A 20,559-nucleotide genomic window follows, 5' to 3' on the forward strand; every position below is an offset into this window, starting at 1 on the left:
GACTGTTGCGTATCGGGAACGGATCGCCAATTTTGCCGTTTCCAGGACTAACTCTTCCTGTGACGGAGAACGCTCGCATGTCGCGCATCTTGTCCTTCGCCCTCGCGGGCACCACTGCCATCGGTCTCTCGGCCGGTTCCTTCACCGCCGCTCAGGCCGCCCCGATGCCGACGCTCAGCGCCGCCCAGGTCGGTGGCGGCGCGGCCATCGAAACCGTGCGCTATCGTGGCTATGGCCGGGGCTATCACGGTGGCTACCGTCGCGGGCCCGGAGTCGGCGGCGCGCTCGCGGCCGGTGCGGCCCTCGGCATCATCGGTGGCGCCATCGCCGCCAGTCAGGCCCCGCGCTACGGCTACTACGATCGTGGCTACGTCGGAACGGGCTACGGCTATGGCTACGGCGCGCCCGCCTATGGCTACTATGCCGCCCCGTCTTACGGTTATGGCTACGGCTATCCGACCTACGGCTACGGTTACTGACGTCTCGCCGTCCGGGTGCGCTTTGCGCCCGGACCGGACGTCCATGATCCCGCTGACGGTCGAAGCCGTCGGCGGGATTTTTCATTCCTTCAGGGGGTAGAACAGCGGTGAGCGGGAAAGCTGCGGGCTGGGATGCGTTGCCGATGACGGACGGAGGCAGCGAGACCGAGCATCTCGACCTCACCGGCTTGAAGTGCCCCCTGCCGGCCCTGCGGACCCGGAAAGCGCTGCGCCGGATGCCGTCCGACGCCGTCCTGGTGGTGACGTGCACCGATCCGATGGCGGGGATCGACATTCCGCATCTGGTCAGGGAGGAGGGCGACACCCTCCTCGCGCAGGCGCGGGACGCGGATCGGATGACGTTTACGATCCGCAGAGGCCGCACAATCCCCGAGATTGTTGCCGAAAACACGCGCCTCACGCCTCATTGATGCGCCAACGCCCTGTTAGGGCCCTCCCATCCGGTCGCCGCAGCCTCGGCGATCCGACGGGGGAGAGCAGAATGGCGCCGATTATCCGCGGCACCCGAATCGTGCACGACGGCTGGAGCCGGTTTCTCGTCGCCGAGGTGACGATGGACGACGGCACACGCCTGGCGCGCGAGATCGAGGATCACGGACGGGCGACAGCGGTACTGCCCTACGACCCGACCCGGCGGGTCGCCCTGCTGGTCGAGCAGTTCCGGACCCCGGCCTTCTATGCGGCTGGGGTCACCTCCGTGCTGGAGGTCCCGGCCGGCCTCCTCGACGAGTCGGAGCCCGAGGAAGGCGCACGGCGCGAGGCCTACGAGGAGACCGGCCTGCGTCTCGGTGCCCTCGAACCGGTGACCTGCGGCTGGAGCATGCCGGGAATCTCGACCGAGCAGATGGACCTGTTCCTGGCCCCGTACGAGGCGCCCGACCGGGTCGGTCCCGGCGGCGGCCTTGCCGGGGAGCATGAGGACATCACCGTTCGCGAGATGGCCCTGAGCGAACTTGCGGCCATGACGGATCGCGGCGAGGTCACCGACATCAAGACCCTGGCATTGATCCTGACCCTACGCCTGCGGCATCCGCACCTGTTCGCCGCGGCCTGATACCTCCTCGACGCTTCAGGGCGTATCGGGCGCGCGCCGCGCGTTGGGGGTCGGACGCGGCCGGGCAGCATGGTGACGCTGGCGGGATGTCCCGAGCAGCGATCGGCGCAGGGCAATTCCGATCAGCCCCCAGGAGCGGACGAAGTAGCGGCGGAATAGCCGGTGCGGCGCGTGCCAGAACCGGAAGAACCACTCGAGCCCGAAGCGCTGCATCAGGGCGGGCGCGCGGGGCACCAGCCCGGCCGCGACGTTCAGCGCTTCACCGACGGCCAGGACCACGGGACCGCCGAGGGCATTTCCTTGGCGGTCGACCCAGATTTCCGAGCGCGGCGCACCGACGCCGAAGACCAGGAGGGTCGTCCCGTGCGCCCGCACCGCCGCACAGAGTTGCGCCCCATAGGTCTCATCGTTCTCGAATCCGAAGTGCGGCACCGTGAAGGCGATCGACGCGCGCGGGATCCCCTCCGCCACCAGGCGCTCGGTGAGGTGGAGCCCGACGGCCTCCGTCGAGCAGACGAGGAAAATCTGCTGGCCGGCAGGCCATGGCGCAGCGAAGGCGGCCGCGATCAGATCGTGGCCCGTGACCCGCTGTGCCGATCGGCCCCCGCGGAGCCGGGCGAGCCAGACGAGGGGCATGCCGTCGAGGGTGTGAGCGACGGCGCCCTCATACGCTTTCCGGAACGCCGCGTTCTCCGACAGCGTAACGATGTGATCGAGGTTCGCGGTGACGATCATGCGCGGCCGAGTCGCCGGCTGGCGGGCCGAGGTCGCGAGGATGTCGGAGGCCGATCCGGGCGTGAACGTGATGTCAAATAAGCGAACGCTCATGTCATCGCCTTTGGGACCTGTCCCGTGCGCACCCCGAGGATGAGCGACGGGAACCCGGGGCTGATCCATCGCGCCTCGGGGGAGGCTGGCGCGGGGGAGGTTTGAGGGGATCGATCGTGGGAGCCGTGGCGGACGGCGCTGCGTTCAGGCATCGACAGCTCGGAAGCTGCGGGCCCCGGTCGACCCGCTCGTCCGAGGCGGACGGGTCATCACGCGTCGGTCGCGACGGGCCCCGAGCCAGAGAGCGGCGGCGGCGCCGAGACCCATGCCCAGTAGCAGGGCGAGCGGCAGCACCAGCTTGGGGGAGGGTGGCCAGGCTCGGCTCCGCGGCGGCGTCGCCGTCGAAATGACCCGCACGTTGGAGCTGTTCACGCGCTCCTGTTCGTTGGTCTCCCGTGAGCGGCGCAGGAATGCCTCGTAGATCGACCGCCGGGCATCGAGCTCGCGCTCGAGTTCGCGCAGGCCGACATTGGCGCGATCGTTGCCCGCCGTCTCGGTCTTGGCCCGCTCCAGGCTCCGGCGTACGGCGGACTCGCTCGCCACGGCCCGGTCGTAGTCCTTCTGCGAGGTGTCGATGATGCGCTCCTTCTCGCGCTGGATCAGGCGTTGTAGATCGCGCTGCTGCGCATACTGGTCGGCCATGGCCGGGTGGCGGTCGCCGAGGCGCTGGGCGAGTTCCGCGGTGTTGCGCGAGAGCGTCGCGTATTGCTGCCGCAGGTTCTGCATCTCGAGGGATTGCAGCATCTCCGGCAGGGCGGTCCCGGCTTCGCCGGTGCGCATGTGCCGCGCCTGATCGAGGCGGGCCTTGGCCTCGGCCATTTTCAGGGTCGCGGTGACGAGCTGTTGGTTGAGGTCGCTGAGCTGCTGGTCGCTCAGGAGGCGCCCGCTCGACGTCACCAGCTTGTTCGTCACCCGATATTGCAGGACCCTGCGCTCGGCCTCCTCGACCGATTGGCGCAGCGTCGTCAAACGGCCCGACAGGGCCTCGGAGACACGGCGCGCCGCATCGGTGCGCGCTGCCGCATCCTCCGCGAAATACGCGTCCGCGATGGCATTGGCGATCCGGGCCGACTTCTCCGGGTCCCGGGTCTGGACGTAGACGTCGATGACGAATGTCCGTTCGGCCCGACGCACGCCGAGCTTGAGGCGGAGGTTGTCGAGGGCGAGATTGACCGGCTCGCGGCTCGCCGGCGGCGGCTCCATGCCGAGGAGCGCCTTGAGGCTCAGCACCAGAGGATTTGTCGAGGCTGCGGGAACGAACTCCTCGTCCCGCGTCAGATCGAGGCGGTCGATGACTCGCCGCAGGACGTTGTCGGACTGCATCACCCGCGTCTGGCTCTCGGCGATCGAGACGCCGCTATCCGCCTGGGGCTGCCGGTTGCTCAAGTCGTTCTGGATCACCGGAAGATCGGCCGGATCGACCAGGATCTGCGTCACGGCGGTGTAAGTCGGTGTCACGGCGTTCAGCAGCACCACGGCGAGGATCACGGCCGCGAGCCCGCCGAGCAGGATCACGCCGGTGCCGCGCCACAGGCGACGCAGGATCAGGCCGCTGTCGAGCCCGCTCGGTACTCTGGTCTCGAGGATCACCGGCTCGCCACGGACCGGGCTTCCGAAGTCGAACATCTGTCTCGTCTCCCGACCTGGTCGCCGCTCGCGCGGTTCTTGTCTTCCGCCTCGAACAACTCTGTTCCAGTTTTGTCGCCGGTCTGTTTCGAAACGGAACAGGCGCCCACCGAAAAGTCCTCAACAACGTCGTCTGCGCAGAACCTATGCCAAGGGAGCTGCTGCGCTGTGCGTCGCGATGGCCGCACCCCACGATGTTCTCGTCCAAGCCGGGAATCGAGATGATATTGGCAAGAACAGGCTTGATGACAGGTTGCGATCTACGTAGTCCGCCGGACCTTCGTCATTTGCCTGTGCACAACTGCGCCCGACGTCATGCTGGGTCATGATTGGGTGGCTGTACGAGCCGATCTTCCGCGACCTCGTAGGCGGATGGGCCGACCTTTAGAAATGTCGAGAAACACGCCGCGTCCCCGGCGGCCAAGCGGTTCCAGCGTGCCACGTTGGCCCGGGCGGCCGCCGGGACCCCTGCGAATGCGGGATTCTCGACCCAAGCGAGGATCGCGGCCGCGGCACCCTCCGGATCGGAGGGTTCGATCTGCAAACCGGAGCCGGCCAGGACTTCGGAGAAGACCGGTCCGTGCGGTGAGACGACCGGAAGCCCGCCGTGCTGAGCCTCGAGGAGCGGCAACCCGAGCCCCTCGGCCTTCGAAGTCGAGAGCAGGAGATGACACCGGGCGACGAGGCCGCGCAGGGCCCCGTCGTCGAGATAGCCGTGCAGGGTGAGGAACGGCGGCGGTGCGGCGAGAAACGCATGGTGTCCCCAGCCGACCCGGCCGACCACATGGAGTTCCGCCGCGACCCCGCCCGCATTCAGGGCTGCGACGATCGCGAGCGCGGACGGGTAGTCCTTCCGCGGCTCGATGGTCCCGATGCAGAGCAGCCGAAGCGGCATGCCGGGGGCGGGCGGCGGGCCTGCGGGCAGGTCGGTGAGTCCGAATACATCGCGCACGGCGGGCCGCAGCAGGGCCACCAGGGCCTCGCGGGCGCAGAAGGTCCTTACCGCCTCTCCGGTGGTGCGGGAGTTGACGAGGAAGGTGCGCCCGAAGCGCAGCGCGAAGGCGAAGCTCGGCGCCATGTAGAGGCGGCTCTTCCAGCTGAGGTCGTTTGGGCGCGTCAGCAGAAAGGTGTCGTGCACATACGTGATGCATTGGCGACGGCGCAGGACCGAGAGCGGCCCCGGGGGGAACCCCGGAAAGAGGAACAGGGCCGAGGGATCGCGCAGGGCCCGTAGGGGCAGGCCGAGATGCTGGGCCGCGATCATGCCGGCGATCCCGCGCGCCCGGACCGTGGTGACAGGGTGCGGATGGAGCGTGTCGGACGTGAACAGGTCGAGGGCGACGCGCTCGATCCCGGTGACGTGCCCGCGCAGATGGGTGTGATCGAGATAGAGGCGGCGCGGCTCGGACGGCACGGTCATCGCGCCTCTCCGCCGGGAACGGGCCGGAACGTTCTCCGAAGCGCCGCGACCGCGTAGAGGAGCCGGCGCAGCCACGGCGGCATGTCGCGACCCACGAGAGCGTGCTTGGCCCGCCGGGCCAAGCGGACTCCCCGCGACGCGTCGCCGGGGATCAGGCCCGTACGTCCGGGCGCGCGGTCCAACGCCATCGCGAAGGTCGACAGCATCTCCGGCGCGAAGCGGAGACGTCCGGCCCCGGCCGAGGCCGGCAGGATCCCGCGCGCGACGAACACGTCGTTCAGGCGCATCGCACAGGCGGCGTGGCTGTTGCGGCTCTCGAGGGCGATCCGCCCCAGGGCTCCCAGGCGTCTGCGCTCGGAAGCATCGGCGATCAGCGCTCGGAGTGCGTCCTCGAGGGCGCCCCCGTCCGGTGAGACGAGGCGGCCCGAGACCCCGTCCAGGACGGCGGTGGCGAGACCGGTAGTGCGATAGGCGACGGTCGGAGTTCCGCACAGCCCGGCTTCGACGGGGGTTTGGCCGAACGTCTCCTGGCGGCTCGCCGTGATGGCGAGATCACAGGCACCGTACCAGGCTGCCAGCGTCGCCTCGTCGCCGATGGGACCCGCCGCGATCAAATCCGGGATTCCCAGGGAATCCGGATCGTCGAGCCGCCCGACCGCGACGAAACGGAGCCCCGGCCGGGCGACCCGGCGCAGGATCGCGGTCAGCTCGGTGGTCCCCTTGCTGGGCGCGTCCGCGATCACGGCGGCGAACATGACGAGGACGTCACCGGACGGCAAGCCGAGTTCGCGCCGCAGGGCTTCCCGCGATCCGGGCCGGAACACCCCCGTCGGAAAAGCCAGGTCGATGCGGTGGACGCGTGTCCCCTCCGGCGCCAGCGCGCGCGCCGCGGATTCCGACCAGTCGGAGGCCGCGAGCAGGAAGGGTCCCTCGGGTCCCGCGAGGATCGCCTGCTTTTCCGCATAAACGCCGGCGATCCGCTGCGGCAGCAACTGCGGATAGGCGTTGGGCGAGGGGCAGCGGGCGTCGCATCCCTCGGCGATGATCGGGCAGCCGGACGGGGAGGCGCAGCGCCCGGTGACGGGGAAGAGATCGTGCAGAACGGCGGCGACCGGAACGGTGCGGGCGAGCCGCCCCAGGATCGTGGTGCGGCGGGTCGCGCCATGAAGGTTACCCGCCAGGACAACATCGTAGCCGCCCTGCGACAGGGCATGCTCCGTCTGCGGAAACCGCTCGACCCACTCGGCCGCGGCCGGCGGCGATTCTGCCCCGAGGCAGTGATCGCCGACGGCGTGGCCGGCAAGGGCAAGCGCATCGCATAGGCGCCGGTGGGCGATCCCGGCGCCGCCAAGCTGACCCTGGTCGGTCAGGCTAGCCACCGAGAGGCCGGAGGCCATCGCGGGCGCAACGTTGCCCGGCGCATAGTGCAGGAGCACCGGTCGGCCTACGCGTGCGAGTGCGGCGCCCTGTCGGACGAGGTGGGGCCAGAGGGCGGCTACTGGATGCGCGGCCTCGGGGTCGAGGCCGCCGGCGGCCTGCACGCAGGAGCGCTTGAGCAGAACCTCGCCGCCGGTGAAGGGAGCGAGCGGCCCGTCCGGCGGCGCGGGATCGACGAGCGTCCCCGGCGCCGCCGCCGGTGCGTCGAGACCGAGTGGTCCCATATCGAAGACGACTCGCAGGCCGACGACGACATCGGCGCCACTGAGAAGGAATTGCAGGCCAAGGGCCGCGAGCGCATCCGGGGCCAGAAGATCCCCCGGACGAAGGACCAGAAGAGCGTCCCACCCCTCGTCCGCGACGATGACGGGCAACTGCACCGCGCCCTCTGCCAACGGGATGAGGTCGTGGCGGAGGTTCGGATAGCCCTGAGCCTCCACGGACGCCCGGGTGGCGGCGAGCGGCCCGTCGCACGAGCCATGGACCAGCGTGACGACACGCAGGCGAGGCCAGGCACGATTCGTCAAGGGCGGAACGACCAGAGCGGGACGGGGTGGTCCGAAGGGCCAGGCCGCGATGCCATGCGCACGGGGTCCGAAGCGGTCCGCGACTCCATCGACCGTCGGCTGCGCGACGGATCTGTCCGATAAGTCCGTCACGCTTGCCCGATCACCCTTCGCCCGACCACTGCTTGCCTGGGCGCCGTCGGGAATGCCGAGGGCCGCCGCACAGGATGCGGGGGAAGATCTGAATCGTCCGTATGCGCGGAGCTGAATTCCGGCGGACGACCCCGACGTACCCCCAACGTGCGATCGCCTCACTCCAGACGGACAGTCCGAGCGGACAGGGGCTTGCCTGTCACGCGAACGCGCGGGCCGAATTTTCAGGCGAAGAGGGACGTCGATCGGCCGAGATCGTGACGTCGCGAGGCGCTCCCGTCAGGATAATTCGCACGAAAAGCCGGACAGCTTCTGGTGTTCGATGATCTCGGGAAAGACAGGGTCTTGATGATACTGGTCGGAGTGGCAGGATTTGAACCTGCGACCCCCACGTCCCGAACGGCGTGCCCGCCCATTTCCACCTCGCGCCACCCGGTTCGGGTCCCATCTGAGAATCGCGATTCAGACAACGTTCTCAACCCCTAAGGTAGGGAACCCCGTGCCGTGCCGTTCCGCGGGGTGCCCTACCATTCCGCTCCGTTCCGCCCTGAAAACTTGGCGCAAACTTGGCGCGGCGTGCTTCATTCTCCGCACGCCCTGGCGGCCTTCGTCAGCCCCTGCTCCGCTCCTGGTAGGTCTCGACGAGGAACGTCGCGATGGCGCCGGCCGCGTTGACTGCGAGGCTCGCGTGCCGGGGCGACGGTCGGACCCGGGGCCGCTCCTCCGTCGGCGGGTCGTCGGCATGCGCATCCGAGAACCGGTTCCGCAGGGTGCCGAGCCCGTTCACCAGGTTCATGGCGCCGCCGAGGATGGCCCGGATCGGCTCCTCCCGGTGCTGGTCAGGGGCGAGCTTCAGTCCGCGGGCGACGGCGCCGTAGAGCTTGGGCAGATCGTCCTTCGGGGCGTAGGCGATCCCGAGCCCGTCGAGGATATGCTTGCACACCGCCTCCAGCAGAGTGCGCGCGACCGTGATGGCGCCCTCGGGATCGGCGGTCCGGCGCGCCAGGGCCTTGGCCCAGACCGCATGCACGCCGTCGGCGTCGAACGAGGCGAGCGCGTCCCCTACGACAGCGTCCCCGGGAGCCCGGTTGCGCCCTTCGAGGTGGTCCATGACCGGTGCGAAGGCATCCCGTATGTAGGTCCGCCGCTCCTCGTACCGGTCAAGCCGAGGCTTGATGTGGGACCAGAACGCCCCGAGATCGCGGCAGGTCCGGACGAACTCCGGCAGCATTGGCTTGAGCTCGCCGTCGGCGAGGACCTCCCGGCGCAGGTACTCGTAGGCGTGTCCGTCGGGCGAGCCCCCGGTCGCCCGCGAGGTGAGGATACCCTCCATCATCGCCACCTGCTCGATGCGGGTCTCGGGTATGTCGTCCATCGGGTCCCTCAGCGTTGCGCCCAGGCTATCGTCGTGCCGCGAGGGGTGCACGTGCGCACGCGAGATGCGCGCACGGTAACTCTCCACGTGGCAGGCTGATGCACCTAGCTAAAAGTCGATGTCCCGGAGCGCCTCGGCGTCCTCCGGCAGGATCTCGCCCGTGCTGCGTGCCACGGGCTTGACCGTTGGCTTCCTGACCCTCGGCTTCGGGTCCCAAGGGTATGGCGGCCCGTAGGCCTCCAGCCACATAGCGCGTTTGGGAAGCCATGTTTCAGCGCTATATAGAGCCTTGGCTACTCGCACCTGTCCGGCCTCGCAATAGAGGAATCGCTGCGTGTAGCGCATCTCGCCATACCGCCGCTCATCCTTGCGGCGCTTCACCGAGACTATGAGCGGCGTCTCGTCATACCGTGCTCGGAACTCGTCTCCGAACTTGTCGAAGATCAAGCACAGCCCGACGGTTTCATGAGTGTCGGGCGCGCGGAAAAGCTTGGCCTTGAATGGCTGCTTCATGAGGACTGCCCTAGCATCGTCCGTGATGTCAGCCCTCTGCCAGTGGTGGTTACGCTGCAGGACGGCTGGGTCCGAGGTGACCAAGCGCTCGAAGAACTCAAACCTGGGACTCAGGCTCAGTCTTACCGCCTCGGGTTCGAACCACCGGAATTTGCGCCATCTCGACATGTGAGTTGAGTACCGTGGCGGCGGTTACCGGGCACTCAACGCTGCGGCCGGTCCCGCCTTACCAGAGTATTAAACCACAGGCCGGGAATCCGACGATCCGTTTTGCCAACGCCAGATCCGACCCTGGCAAGGTGCCCTCCATCGGCTCGGGCGGTCCCCGGGCCTCAGTGTGGGGAGTGCGACATGCGCGGCATCAAGCTCGTGGGGGACTACGTTTTCGAGAGGATCGGACTGGAGGCCCAGGAGGTGTACCGGCAGAACTTGCTGCAGGCGATCAGGGGCGACTGCGACGACCCACTACACAACAAGCTCGGCAATGTAGGCGCGGGCGTAAGTACCTCTTCCCTGGACGAGAACGGGCAACTCAGCGACGACCGCCTGAGGGACTACCTTGACTCCATGCATCTCGCTCGGGTGGATTCGGCGTACTCTGACGACTGGTACTGGCGGTTCGTCCTCGAACTTGCGTTCCAACGCAGGGGTTTTGGGTCCTTTCAAGAGCGGGTTCGCCCTCTCTACGTGCAGGCTACCGGCATGAGCGACAGGTTCGCGTTCTCGGATGAGGGGCAGACGTTCTGCGAACAACTCATGCACGCGTGGCTGCACCTCCCGGGGTGCCGGGAATTCGGCTTCTCGCTGACGCCGGCGTCGATCAGGCTCTACGAGCGGGCTGGTATCGCGCCGCACGTCGCGGTGATCCCGGCAAAGCGGGGCGGCACGCCCACGGCCTATGTGTCGGACGAACTCCGGGAGGCGCTAGCGACCTGGAAAGGGCGCTCGGAGGGCTCCTCGGTTGGTCGCCGCTTGCGCAGGCCGAGTCTGCTGTCCGCATAGGCCCGCACCAGGTCCTCGTAGCTGCGGACGCCCCGGCCCCAGACGATGGGCTCCCGCATCGACGCGGGGAACCGCGGGCAGGCTATGCGGAACAGCTTCCGAATCCTTGCAGACGCTGGGAAGATCCGCTTTCCGGCAGCTTGGTGGACGTAGACCTACGACTGCAACGGGTGGTTATCGGCCTGTCAGCTTTGGGGGGCGCGAATTGAGAAAGCGGACGCTTGCTTCGAAGTCACCGCGAGTTGGCTCGCAGCGAGCCGCAAGCCTCCGCTCTTTTCATGACGCGGCCAGCAAGGCCTCCGGCGTCCCGCGGCGGAAGACCGCTCCGGGATGGCTTGCCTTCAGGAGTGGGCCGCTGCCAGGGAAAAGCTTCTCGCGCAGTGTGCCCTCCGAATACTGAGTCTTGAAGGCGCCACGCGTCTGGAGTTCCGGCACGACGAGGTCGACGAAAGCTTCCAGGGTTTCCGGCGCTACCGCGCGGGTCAGGTTGAAGCCGTCGGCGTCAGTGGCCTCGGCCCAGGCGACGAGTTCGTCGGCGACTTCCGAGGGCGCGCCGACGATGAAGGGCGCCCGGGCCCCGCGCGGGCCGAACGCGGCGAAGTCCGCCCGGGTGAAGGGCCGCTCCCCGGCCTGCGTCAGGGTCTCCACCAGGGACTGCATGGCGTTCGTCTGGACATAGGCGAGGCCCTCTTCGGGCCCAAGGGTCGAGAGGTCGATGCCGGTCCAGCCCGAGACCAGGGCGAGCTGGCCCTCGACGTCGATGTAGCGCGCATACTCGTCGCGTAAGGACAGGGCCTCGGCGCGGGTCGGCGCCACGATCACCGTGGCGCCGAGGAACATGCGGATGTCGTAAGGGTCACGCCCGGCGGCGCGGGCCGCCTCGCGCAGGTCGCGCACGGCCTTGGCGGCGAGCGGCTTCGTCTGGCCGTTGAAGAACACGGCCTCGGCGTGGCGCCCCGCGAAGAGCTTGCCCCGCCGGGAGGTGCCCGCCTGGTAGAGCACCGGCGTGCGCTGGGGCGAGGGCTCGGCGAGGTGGCGGCCGTCGACGCGGTAGTAAGGACCGTCGTGCCGGATGCGGTGGACCCGTTCCGGATCGGTGAAGACGCCGCCGGCCCGGTCGCGCCGCACGGCGCCCGCCTCCCAGCTGCCCTCCCACAGCTTGTAGGCGGCCTCCAGAAAGTCGTCCCCCGCCTCGTAGCGGGTGTCGTGCGCCCGGGCCGTGTCCTGGCCCATGCCGCGGGCGCCGCTCTCGAGATAGCCGGTGACGATGTTCCAGCCGACCCGGCCGCCGGTGAGGTGGTCGAGGGTCGTGATCCGGCGGACGAAGGGATAGGGGTGCTCGTAGGTCAGGTTGGCGGTGACGCCGAAACCAAGATGGCGCGTCGCCTGCGCCATGGCGGGCACCAGCAGGAACGGATCGAGATTGGGCGCCTGCGCGGCCCGCGCCAGGGCCGTGTCGGCGCTGCCGCCGTAGACGTCGTATTGCCCGAGCACGTCGGCGAGGAAAATTCCGTCGAAGAGGCCGCGCTCGGCGGTGCGCGCCAGATCGACCCAATAGTCGAGGCTGTTATAGGCGCTGCCGGTGTCGCGCGGATGCCGCCACAGGCCGGCCCAGGTATGGCCCGGCGAGGCCATCTGGAAGGCGTTCAGCCGCAATTCTCGGCGCGTCGTCATCGGAGGATCCGTCCGCAGGGTGGGAAGGTCAGGGTATTGGTCCCGTCCATCCGGTCAACAAGAACGTTCTTTTTCTCAAGGCCTTTGCAGGAGCAGGATCGTTCATTCATAGATGATCGAAGAGATATGCGTCCCAAACTGGTATGATATCACGGTATTATCGGCATGAAGACTTGAGTTTTAAGCGATAATCCCGGATTCCAACGGCTGCCGCCGCGTCTGGTCCGTTGGTTCGGACGCGGCTCAGGACGGGATTGCAGGATCATGTCGCAAACGGATGCGGGCTGGGGTGCCGGCCCGAGCGCTCGCTACGAGGACCTCGCCGCACGCTTCCGACCGGCCTTCGCCGAGATCCGTGCGACCGCCGTGGCCCGGGACGGCGAACGCCGGTTGCCGCATGCCGAGATCGGCTGGCTCAAGGAGGCGGGCTTCACCACCCTTCGGCTACCGGAAGCGGCGGGCGGGCACGGGGCGAGCCTGCCCGAACTGTTCAACCTACTGATCGAGCTCTCGCAGGGGGATTCCAACGTCACCAACGCGTTGCGTGCGCATTTCGGGTTCACCGAGGACGTGCTGTGCTCGACCTCGCCCGAATGGCGGGCGCGCTGGACCGCGCGGATCGCCGCGGGCCAGACCATCGGCAGCGGCGTCTCGGAGACCGGGGAGGCCAAGGTCGGCCAGTTCGACACCATCCTCCGCCGGCGCGGGGCCGAGCGGGTCGTCGACGGCCGGAAGTTCTATACGACCGGCTCGCTCTTCGCAGACTTGATCCACCTCTCGGCCCAGGACGAGGACGGCGCGCCCGTGGTCGCGGCGGTCTCGACCCAGGCCCCGGGCGTTTCCATCGAGGACGACTGGGACGGGTTCGGGCAGGCGCTGACGGCGAGCGGCACCGCGCATTTCACCGGGGTGGTGGTCGAGGCCGATTGGATCAAGCCGGACCCGGCGCGCTTCCCCTACGCCATGGCGTTCTTCCAGCTCGTGCACCTCGCGACTCTTGCCGGCATCGGCCGGGCGGCGGCCGAGGACGTCGCCCGGCTGGTGGCCGAGCGACGGCGTGTCTACAGCCACGGCAATGCCGGGCGCACCGGCGACGACCCGCAGATCCAGGCGGTCGTCGGCCGCGTCCGGGGCAACGCCTACGCGGCCGGCGCCATCGTGCTGAAGGCGGCCGAGGCGGTGCAGCGGGTGTTCGAGGCCCGCCGCGACGGGGCCGATCCGACGGGCCCGGCCGCGCTCGCCGACGTCGAGGTCAACCAGGCGGTCACGGTAGTGACGAACCTCGTGCTGGAGGCCACCACCGGCCTGTTCGACGCGCTCGGCGCCTCGGCGGTGAAGGAGGGCCTGGGCCTCGACCGCTACTGGCGCAACGCCCGCACCATCGCCTCGCACAATCCGCGGATCTACCGCGACCGCATCGTCGGGGCCTTCGCGGTCAACGGCACCGCGCCGCCGCGCGAGTACCGCGTCGGTTCGGCCTGAGGTCAGCCCGCGATGCCGGCCCGCTCCGACCGCATGCGCCTCGGCGCCTTCCTGTATCCCGGCGGGCACCACGTCGCGGCCTGGCGGCACCCGTCCGCCCAGGCCGATGCCGGGGTCAACGCCGCGCATTACCGGCGGATCGCCAGGACGGCGGAGGCGGCGAAGTTCGACCTGATCTTCCTCGCCGACGGCGTCGCCGTCCGGGGCGAGGACATCGACGCCCTCAGCCGGACGGCGATCCGCTACGTCGGGCAGTTCGAGCCCCTGACCCTACTCTCCCACCTCGCGGCGGTGACCGAGCGGATCGGCCTCGTGGCCACGGCCTCCACCACCTACAATGAGCCGTTCCACGTCGCCCGCAAGTTCGCCTCCCTCGACCACCTCAGCGAGGGCCGGGCCGGCTGGAACCTCGTGACCTCGGCCGATCCGCGCGAGGCTTGGAACTTCAGCCGCGAGAGCCACCTCGCCCATGGCCACCGCTACGCCCGGGCGGAGGAATTCGTCGACGTGGTCCGCGGCCTGTGGGATTCCTACGCGGACGACGCCTTCGTGCGCGACCGGGACTCGGGTCGGTTCTTCGACCCGGACCGACTGCACCTCCTGGCCCACGAGGGCGCGCACTTCTCGGTGCGCGGGCCCCTCAACGTGCCACGCCCTCCGCAGGGCCACCCGGTCGTGGTGCAGGCCGGCTCCTCCGAGGCCGGCAAGGCACTGGCCGCCCGCACCGCCGAGATCGTCTTCACCGCGCAAGAGACCCTGGCAGACGCGACCGCCTTCTACGCCGACGTGAAGGGCCGCATGGCCGGCTTCGCGCGCGACCCCAACCATCTCAAGATCATGCCCGGCGCCTTCCCGGTCGTCGGGCGCACGGAGGGCGAGGCCCAGGACCGCTACGGGGCATTGCAGGACCTGATCCACCCCGTGGTCGGCCGCTCGCTGCTCGAACAGCTCGCCGGCGCCGACCTGTCGGCCTATCCGGACGACGCCCTGGTGCCCGACCTGCCCGAGACCGAGGGCGGCAAGAGCCGGCAGGCCCTGATGCTGACGCTGGCGCGGCGCGAGGGGCTGACCATCCGCGAGCTCTACCTGCGCATCGCCGGCGCTCGCGGGCACTGGACCCTGGTCGGCACCCCGGGCCAGATCGCCGACGCGCTGCAGGAGCATTTCGAGGCTCACGGCGCGGACGGCTTCAACATCATGCCGCCGACCCTACCCGGCGGCCTTGACGATTTCGCCACCCTGGTGATCCCCGAGCTCCAGCGCCGCGGCCTGTTCCGCACGGACTACGAGGGCCGCACCCTGCGCGAAAACCTCGGATTGCCGCGCCCGCCCCATCGCCACCCCGCCGCCGCGATCCGGGTGCCGGCCGCCCCGTGATTCCGTCCTCCTCCCCGCACCAGGACCCTGAGCCCATGACGATCCGCCAGCGGCGCCGCCACGCCTCGCACACCCGCCGCACCCTCCTCGCCCTCGCCTGCGCGGCCCTCCTGCCGCTGGGCGCGGCCCGCCGAAGCGAGGCCGCCGAGGTGACGGAGGTTCGCCTCGACTGGGCGACCTACAACCCGGTCAGCCTCGTCCTGAAGGACAAGGGCTTCCTCGAATCCGCCCTGAAGGCGCGCGGCATCGCCGTGCGCTGGACGCAGTCGCTCGGCTCGAACAAGGCGCTCGAATTCCTGAACGGCGGGGCCATCGACTTCGGCTCCTCGGCCGGGGCGGCCGCCCTGCTGGCGCGCATCAACGGCAACCCGGTCAAGGCGATCTACGCCTACTCGCAGCCCGAATGGACCGCCCTGGTAACCACGAAGGACAGCGGCATCCGGACGCCCGCGGACCTCAAGGGCAAGCGGATCGCGGTGACGCGGGGCACCGATCCGCACATCTTCCTCATCCGCGCCCTGCAGGGCGCCGGGCTCACCGAGAAGGACGCCAAGCTCGTCCTGCTCCAGCACGCCGACGGCCGCACCGCCCTGGAGCGCGGCGACGTCGACGCCTGGGCCGGCCTCGACCCGATGATGGCGGCCTCGGAGATCGAGGGCAGCACCCGTCTGTTCTTCCGGGACCCGGCCGCCAACACCTGGGGCGTCCTCGACGTGCGCGAGGATTTCGCCAAGGCCCATCCGGACCTCGTGAAGATCGTCATCGCCGCCTACGAGCAGGCGCGCACCTACGCGATCGCCAACCCGGAGGCCGTGACGCGCGCCCTGGTGGCCGCGACCAAGCTGCCCGAGGCCGTGATCGCCCGCCAGCTCGCCCGCACCGACCTGAGCCGGCCCGAGATCGGCCGGGTCCAGGCCGAGAGCATCCGGGCGGCGGGCCTCGCATTGCAGCAGGCCGGCGTGATCCCGGCGGAGACCAACGTGGCCGCCGCCGTCGATGGGCTCATCGATCCCCGCTTCACCGCCGGATCCGAGCGGTGAGCGCGGGAACCGCGTCCCCGCTCCTCGCGTCCGGCGCGGATGGCGACGGCGCCGCTCCGGCACCGGCCGGGCTGCACCCGTCCTGGCGACGGGATGCCGGGCGCACGGGCGGGCGCCTCGTCCTCGGAATCCTGATCCCCCTGGTCCTCGCCATCGGCTGGGAGCTCGCCATCCGGTCCGGCCTTACCCAGGGGCGGCTGCTGCCGCCGCCGAGCCGGGTCCTCGGGACGCTGCTGGCGCTGGCCCAATCCGGCGATCTCCGCCTGCACGTCCAGGCGACGCTCCTGCGCGTCGCCCTCGGCTTCGTGGCCGGCGCCGGGGCGGGCATCCTCGTGGGCGCCCTCACCGGCACGCTCCCGCTCGCCCGGCACCTTCTCGACCCCAGCCTGCAGGCCCTGCGGGCGGTACCTTCGCTCGCCTGGGTGCCGCTCTTCATCCTCTGGCTCGGCATCCTCGAGACGCCGAAAGTGGTGCTGATCGCCGTCGGGGTGTTCTTCCCGGTCTATGTCGGGGTCTCCGGCGCGATCGCGTCGGTGGATCGCAAGCTCGTGGAGGTCGGGCGCATCTTTCGCCTGTCGCGCCTCGCGCTCGCCCGCCGCATCCTCCTGCCCGCGGTGCTGCCCGGCACTTTGGTGGCGCTCCGCACCGGCCTCGGGCTCGGCTTCCTGTTCGTGGTCGCGGCCGAGCTGATGGGTGCTTCGGAGGGGCTCGGCTACCTCCTGGTGGACGGCCAGCAATTCGGGAAGCCGGACCAGATCCTGGCGGCCATCCTGGCCTTCGCTGGTCTGGGCAAGCTCGCCGACGGCCTCCTCGTCCTGGCGACCCGCCCGCTGCTGCGCTGGCAGGATGTCAGCCGCGGCGTCCTTTAGATTGTTCTTCCGGACCGACCACATGCTGACGATCCAGGACCTTTCGAAGACCTACGCGGACGGGACGCAGGCGCTCTCAGGTCTGACCCTCTCCCTCGCGCCCGGCGAGATCGTCGCCGTGGTCGGCGGCTCGGGCTGCGGCAAGACCACCCTCCTGCGCCTCGTGGCGGGCCTCGACGCGGCGACGGCGGGCCTGATCCGGCTCGACGGCGCCACCCTCGACGGCCCGCATCCCGGACTCGGCCTGGTCTTCCAGGAGCCGCGCCTGCTGCCCTGGCTCAGCATCGCCGAGAATGTCGGCTTCGGCCTCGCGGACCGGCCGGCGGCCGAGCGCCGGACCCGCGTCGCCCGGGCCCTGGCCCGCGTCGGCCTCGCCGACCATGCGGGGCGCTGGCCGCGCGCGCTTTCCGGCGGCCAGCAGCAGCGCGTGTCCATCGCCCGGGCCTTCGTGGCCGACCCCCGGGTTCTCCTGCTGGACGAGCCCTTCTCGGCCCTCGACGCTGTCACGCGCGAGGACCTGCACCGCCACCTGCTGGCCCTCTGGGCCGAGACCCGCCCGACCATCCTCCTGGTCACCCACGACGTCGCCGAGGCAGCCGCCCTGGCGGATCGTGTCGTGGTCATGCGTCCCCATCCCGGCCGCATCCACGAGACGATCACGATCGATGCGCCCCGCTCCGAAGATGCGGCGGACCATCTCCGGACCTCACAGGTCCTGCGGACCCTGCTGGACGCGTCCCTCGCCCCACCCCCGCGCCGGGCGCCCCTCGCCGTCTGACGGGCCTGCGCCCAGCCGCCATCGGCGCGTCCAGGCTGGGGCACCCTACCAGCTCGTGAGCACCGCTCCGCCGAAGGTCGTCTCCACGAAGGCCTTGGTCTCCGGCGTGCGGTAGCTCTCCACCAGGGCCTTGACCCAGGGTTTGTCCTTGTCCGCCTCGCGCACCGCCAGCATGTTCAAATAGGGGCCCTTCGGCTCCTCCTTCAGGAGCGCGTCGGAGGGCTTGAGGCCGGCGGGCGTCGCGTAGTTGGTGTTGACCGCCGCGGCGTCCACGTCATCGAGGGCGCGGGGCGTCTGGGCCGCATCCACCTCGATGAAGCGGAGCTTGCGCGGATTCTCGACGATGTCGGCCACCGTCGGCTTGAAGCCGGTGCCGGGGGCCAGCTTGATCACGCCCTTGTCCTGCAGGAGGAGCAGCGAGCGCCCGCCATTGGTCGGGTCGTTCTGGATCGCCACGGTGCCGCCGCTCGGCACCGCGTCGAAGCTCTTGTGGCGCTTCGAATAGATGCCGAGGGGGAAGTTCACCGTCAGGCCGACGCCGGTGATCCGGTAGCCCCGGTCGGCCTTCTGGTTGTCGAGGAAGGGCTGGTTCTGGAACGAGTTCGCCTCGATCTCGCCGGCCGAGAGGGCCTCGTTCGGCACGACGTAGTCGGAGAACTCGATGATCTGGAGGTCGAGCCCCCGCTTCGCTGCGATCGGCTTCACCGCCTCGAGGATCTGCGCGTGCGGCCCCGGCGTCGCCCCGATGCGGATCCGCGTCAGGGGCTCGGCCCGGGCCGGCCCCGGAAGGAGCAGGGCAGAGGCGGCGAGGAGGGCGGCGAGGGTCAGGGCGCGCGGCATGGCGGATCGTCCGGTTCGGGAACGGGAGGGTGGGACAGAAGAGCGGCGCGTCAGGCCGACCGGATGCGCCGGTTCAGACGCCGGGCCAGGCCCTCGCCGACGGTCTGCACCGCCTGGACGAGGACCACGAGGACGACGACCACGGCCAGCATCATCTCGGGCCGGAAGCGCTGGTAGCCGTAGCGGATGCCGAGGTCGCCGAGCCCTCCGCCGCCGACGGCGCCCACCATGGCGGAGAACCCGAGGAGGGAGACCACCGCCAAAGTCAGGCCCGATACGATGCCGGGCAGCGCCTCGGGGATCAGCACCTTGGCGATGATCTGCCCCGGGCTCGCCCCGAAGGCCCGGGCCGCCTCCACGAGGCCTGGATCGACCTCCCGGATCGCCGCCTCGATCAGGCGCGCCAGGAAGGGCGTCGCCGCCACCGTGAGCGGGACCGTCGCGGCGAGGATCCCGATGGAGGTGCCGGCGATGAGCCGGGTGAAGGGAATGATCGCCACCACCAGGATGATGAAGGGCGTCGAGCGGGTCGCGTTGACGACGAAGCCCAGCACCGCGTTCGCGATCGGCGCGGTGAAGAGTTCGCCCCGCCGGCTCGTCGCTAGGAAGATCCCCAGCGGCAGGCCGAACAGGGTTCCGAGGGAGGCGGAGAGCGCCACCATCGTGAGGGTGTCGCCGGTGGCCTGGACGAGGAGGCGGATCAGTTCAGGCGACACGGGACGCCTCCTGGGCCGGCGGCAGGTATCCCAGGACCTGACTGTCGATGCTGTGCTGCGCGAGGTAGGCCCGCGCCCGTGCCGCCACGTCGGGCGCCGGCGGCAGCCCGATCGCCAGGGAGCCGTACGGACGCCCGCCGATCTCGTCCACGGTGCCGGCCAGGATCGCGGCTTCGATGCCGGTGTCGCGGGCGAGCTTCGCCAGGATCGCGGTGCCGTCCGGGGCGTCCTCGAAGGCGATGCGCAGCACGACCGTCGCGCCCGGGCGTGGGCCGGCTCCGATCCGCGCCGCCAGGACCGGGGGCAGCCCGTGGCCCATCTCCCCGGCGAGGAGGGAGCGGGTGATCTCGGCCCGCGGTCGGGTGAAGACGTCGAAGGCCGAGCCCTCCTCGACGATCGCGCCGTTCTCGATCACCGCGACACGGTCGGCCACGGCGCGGATCACCGACATCTCGTGGGTGATGAGCACAATGGTGAGGCCGAGCTCCCGGTTGATGCGCGCGAGGAGCGCCAGGATCGCGCGGGTGGTCTCGAGATCCAGGGCCGAGGTCGCCTCGTCGGAGAGCAGCACCTCCGGCCGGGTCGCCAGGGCCCGGGCGATGCCGACGCGCTGCTTCTGCCCGCCCGACAGCTCGGCGGGATATCGCCCCGCCTGATCCGCGAGCCCCACGAGATCGAGCAACTCGGCGACCCGCGCCCGGATCGCCGCCGGCGCCCAGCCGGCGATCTCCAGGGGCAGCGCGACGTTGCCGGCGGCGTCCCGCGACGAGAGCAGGTTGAAGTGCTGGAAGATCATCCCGACCCGGGCCCGCAGGGCGCGCAAATCCCGCGGGCGCAGGGCCGACACCTCGGCATCCCCGACCCAGACGCGGCCCGCACTCGGCCGCTCGAGGCCGTTGATCAGGCGGATCAGAGTCGACTTGCCGGCGCCCGAGCGCCCGATGATGCCCAGGATCAACCCGGCCGGAACCGCGAGGTCGATGCCCTCCAGGGCAGCGACCGCCGTCCCGTTGCGCCGGGGCGCGTAGGTCTTCGAGACGGATTCGAAGCGGATCACCGCTTCGGCGGGGTGGCTGGTCGACGGCATGGACGGGGATGATCCTCGGCCCGGTCGCGCGCTTGCCGATCTCAGGATGCGGAAGACGAGAGCAGGTCTCTTGAAGCAGAGGGGGCTGCTCTATTTATCTACGCCTGATGTACCCCCAGTCAATGAAAGCATAGACCAAACTGCGGCGTCGACGAGGATGAAGGTCGTCGTGACGGCCGGGCGCGCGAGAAGGTTCTCCCTCGATGCTGTAGATGGGCCCGCCGAGCGTGCGACACCCGCGCTTTCATCCTCTCGAGGCTTGCTCTCCGGACTTAGGCGCGA

General features: G+C 69.9%; 19 protein-coding genes. 9 read left to right on the plus strand and 10 right to left on the minus strand.

Annotated elements, in window-relative coordinates:
- The first annotated feature begins 77 nt into the window (after positions 1–77).
- The 3 genes from ASG51_RS03320 (at position 78) to ASG51_RS03330 (ending at position 1,554) form a co-directional block, all read left to right on the plus strand.
- Positions 78–479: a hypothetical protein gene (locus ASG51_RS03320; protein ID WP_056379085.1), complete on the plus strand. Its 402-nt coding sequence runs from the start codon at positions 78–80 to the stop codon at positions 477–479.
- A 143-nt stretch (positions 480–622) separates the two neighbouring features.
- The gene (locus ASG51_RS03325) at positions 623–910 is read left to right on the plus strand and encodes a sulfurtransferase TusA family protein (RefSeq protein ID WP_056379087.1); all 288 of its coding nucleotides are present in this window, start codon (positions 623–625) and stop codon (positions 908–910) included.
- Positions 911–981: 71 nt separating this feature from the next.
- On the plus strand, positions 982–1,554 hold the full coding sequence (locus ASG51_RS03330) for an NUDIX hydrolase (RefSeq protein WP_056212160.1): 573 nt from the start codon (positions 982–984) through the stop codon (positions 1,552–1,554).
- Positions 1,555–1,569: 15 nt separating this feature from the next.
- Here ASG51_RS03330 and ASG51_RS03335 read toward each other — a convergent pair whose 3' ends face one another.
- The 6 genes from ASG51_RS03335 to ASG51_RS03360 form a co-directional block, all read right to left on the minus strand.
- Complete coding sequence (locus ASG51_RS03335) at positions 1,570–2,382, minus strand: WecB/TagA/CpsF family glycosyltransferase (RefSeq protein ID WP_244480046.1); 813 nt, start codon at positions 2,380–2,382, stop codon at positions 1,570–1,572.
- Positions 2,383–2,526: 144 nt separating this feature from the next.
- On the minus strand, positions 2,527–4,008 hold the full coding sequence (locus ASG51_RS03340) for a GumC family protein (RefSeq protein WP_056379089.1): 1,482 nt from the start codon (positions 4,006–4,008) through the stop codon (positions 2,527–2,529).
- Between the two features lie 313 nt (positions 4,009–4,321).
- Positions 4,322–5,428, minus strand: coding sequence for a glycosyltransferase (locus tag ASG51_RS03345; protein ID WP_056379091.1), 1,107 nt, complete (start codon positions 5,426–5,428; stop codon positions 4,322–4,324).
- Positions 5,425–7,392 (minus strand): glycosyltransferase, encoded by a 1,968-nt coding sequence (locus ASG51_RS03350; RefSeq protein WP_244480047.1) that lies wholly within the window; start codon positions 7,390–7,392, stop codon positions 5,425–5,427. The genes ASG51_RS03345 and ASG51_RS03350 overlap by 4 nt, the downstream gene beginning before the upstream one ends.
- Before the next feature lie 742 nt (positions 7,393–8,134).
- On the minus strand, positions 8,135–8,899 hold the full coding sequence (locus ASG51_RS03355) for an abortive infection family protein (protein WP_056379093.1): 765 nt from the start codon (positions 8,897–8,899) through the stop codon (positions 8,135–8,137).
- A 108-nt stretch (positions 8,900–9,007) separates the two neighbouring features.
- Positions 9,008–9,412 (minus strand): hypothetical protein, encoded by a 405-nt coding sequence (locus ASG51_RS03360; RefSeq protein ID WP_156389550.1) that lies wholly within the window; start codon positions 9,410–9,412, stop codon positions 9,008–9,010.
- Positions 9,413–9,763: 351 nt separating this feature from the next.
- On the opposite strand from ASG51_RS03360, the gene ASG51_RS03365 reads away from it, so the two are divergent.
- The gene (locus ASG51_RS03365) at positions 9,764–10,414 is read left to right on the plus strand and encodes a hypothetical protein (protein ID WP_056379097.1); all 651 of its coding nucleotides are present in this window, start codon (positions 9,764–9,766) and stop codon (positions 10,412–10,414) included.
- Positions 10,415–10,690: 276 nt separating this feature from the next.
- Here the strand turns inward: ASG51_RS03365 and ASG51_RS03370 are convergent, their stop codons facing one another.
- Positions 10,691–12,088: an LLM class flavin-dependent oxidoreductase gene (locus tag ASG51_RS03370; protein ID WP_056213007.1), complete on the minus strand. Its 1,398-nt coding sequence runs from the start codon at positions 12,086–12,088 to the stop codon at positions 10,691–10,693.
- A gap of 264 nt (positions 12,089–12,352) precedes the next feature.
- Between ASG51_RS03370 and ASG51_RS03375 the strand changes: the two genes are divergently transcribed.
- From ASG51_RS03375 to ASG51_RS03395, 5 genes are all read left to right on the plus strand, one after another.
- Positions 12,353–13,570 carry an acyl-CoA dehydrogenase family protein gene (locus ASG51_RS03375; protein WP_056379098.1) on the plus strand — a complete coding sequence of 406 codons (1,218 nt, stop codon included), beginning with the start codon at positions 12,353–12,355 and terminating at the stop codon, positions 13,568–13,570.
- Between the two features lie 12 nt (positions 13,571–13,582).
- The gene (locus ASG51_RS03380; RefSeq protein WP_056379100.1) at positions 13,583–14,947 is read left to right on the plus strand and encodes an LLM class flavin-dependent oxidoreductase; all 1,365 of its coding nucleotides are present in this window, start codon (positions 13,583–13,585) and stop codon (positions 14,945–14,947) included.
- Between the two features lie 35 nt (positions 14,948–14,982).
- Entirely contained in the window at positions 14,983–15,987 is a 1,005-nt protein-coding gene (locus ASG51_RS03385; RefSeq protein ID WP_082513854.1) for an aliphatic sulfonate ABC transporter substrate-binding protein, read from the plus strand.
- Positions 15,988–16,058: 71 nt separating this feature from the next.
- Positions 16,059–16,856 carry an ABC transporter permease gene (locus tag ASG51_RS03390; RefSeq protein ID WP_056213104.1) on the plus strand — a complete coding sequence of 266 codons (798 nt, stop codon included), beginning with the start codon at positions 16,059–16,061 and terminating at the stop codon, positions 16,854–16,856.
- A gap of 22 nt (positions 16,857–16,878) precedes the next feature.
- On the plus strand, positions 16,879–17,634 hold the full coding sequence (locus ASG51_RS03395) for an ABC transporter ATP-binding protein (protein WP_056379153.1): 756 nt from the start codon (positions 16,879–16,881) through the stop codon (positions 17,632–17,634).
- A gap of 45 nt (positions 17,635–17,679) precedes the next feature.
- On the opposite strand, the gene ASG51_RS03400 is transcribed toward ASG51_RS03395, so the two are convergent.
- Genes ASG51_RS03400 through ASG51_RS03410 form a run of 3 tightly spaced genes read right to left on the minus strand, consistent with a single transcriptional unit; the run spans position 17,680 to position 20,277 of the window.
- Positions 17,680–18,474, minus strand: a complete 795-nt coding sequence (locus ASG51_RS03400) for a MetQ/NlpA family ABC transporter substrate-binding protein (RefSeq protein WP_056379102.1) — start codon at positions 18,472–18,474, stop codon at positions 17,680–17,682.
- Positions 18,475–18,524: 50 nt separating this feature from the next.
- Entirely contained in the window at positions 18,525–19,190 is a 666-nt protein-coding gene (locus tag ASG51_RS03405) for a methionine ABC transporter permease (protein WP_056379104.1), read from the minus strand.
- Complete coding sequence (locus ASG51_RS03410) at positions 19,180–20,277, minus strand: ATP-binding cassette domain-containing protein (protein ID WP_056379105.1); 1,098 nt, start codon at positions 20,275–20,277, stop codon at positions 19,180–19,182. Before ASG51_RS03410 ends, ASG51_RS03405 begins: the two co-directional genes overlap by 11 nt.
- Positions 20,278–20,559: the final 282 nt, after the last annotated feature.

The organism is Methylobacterium sp. Leaf465 (genome assembly GCF_001424705.1).
In the GTDB taxonomy this organism is placed as follows: Bacteria; Pseudomonadota; Alphaproteobacteria; order Rhizobiales; family Beijerinckiaceae; genus Methylobacterium.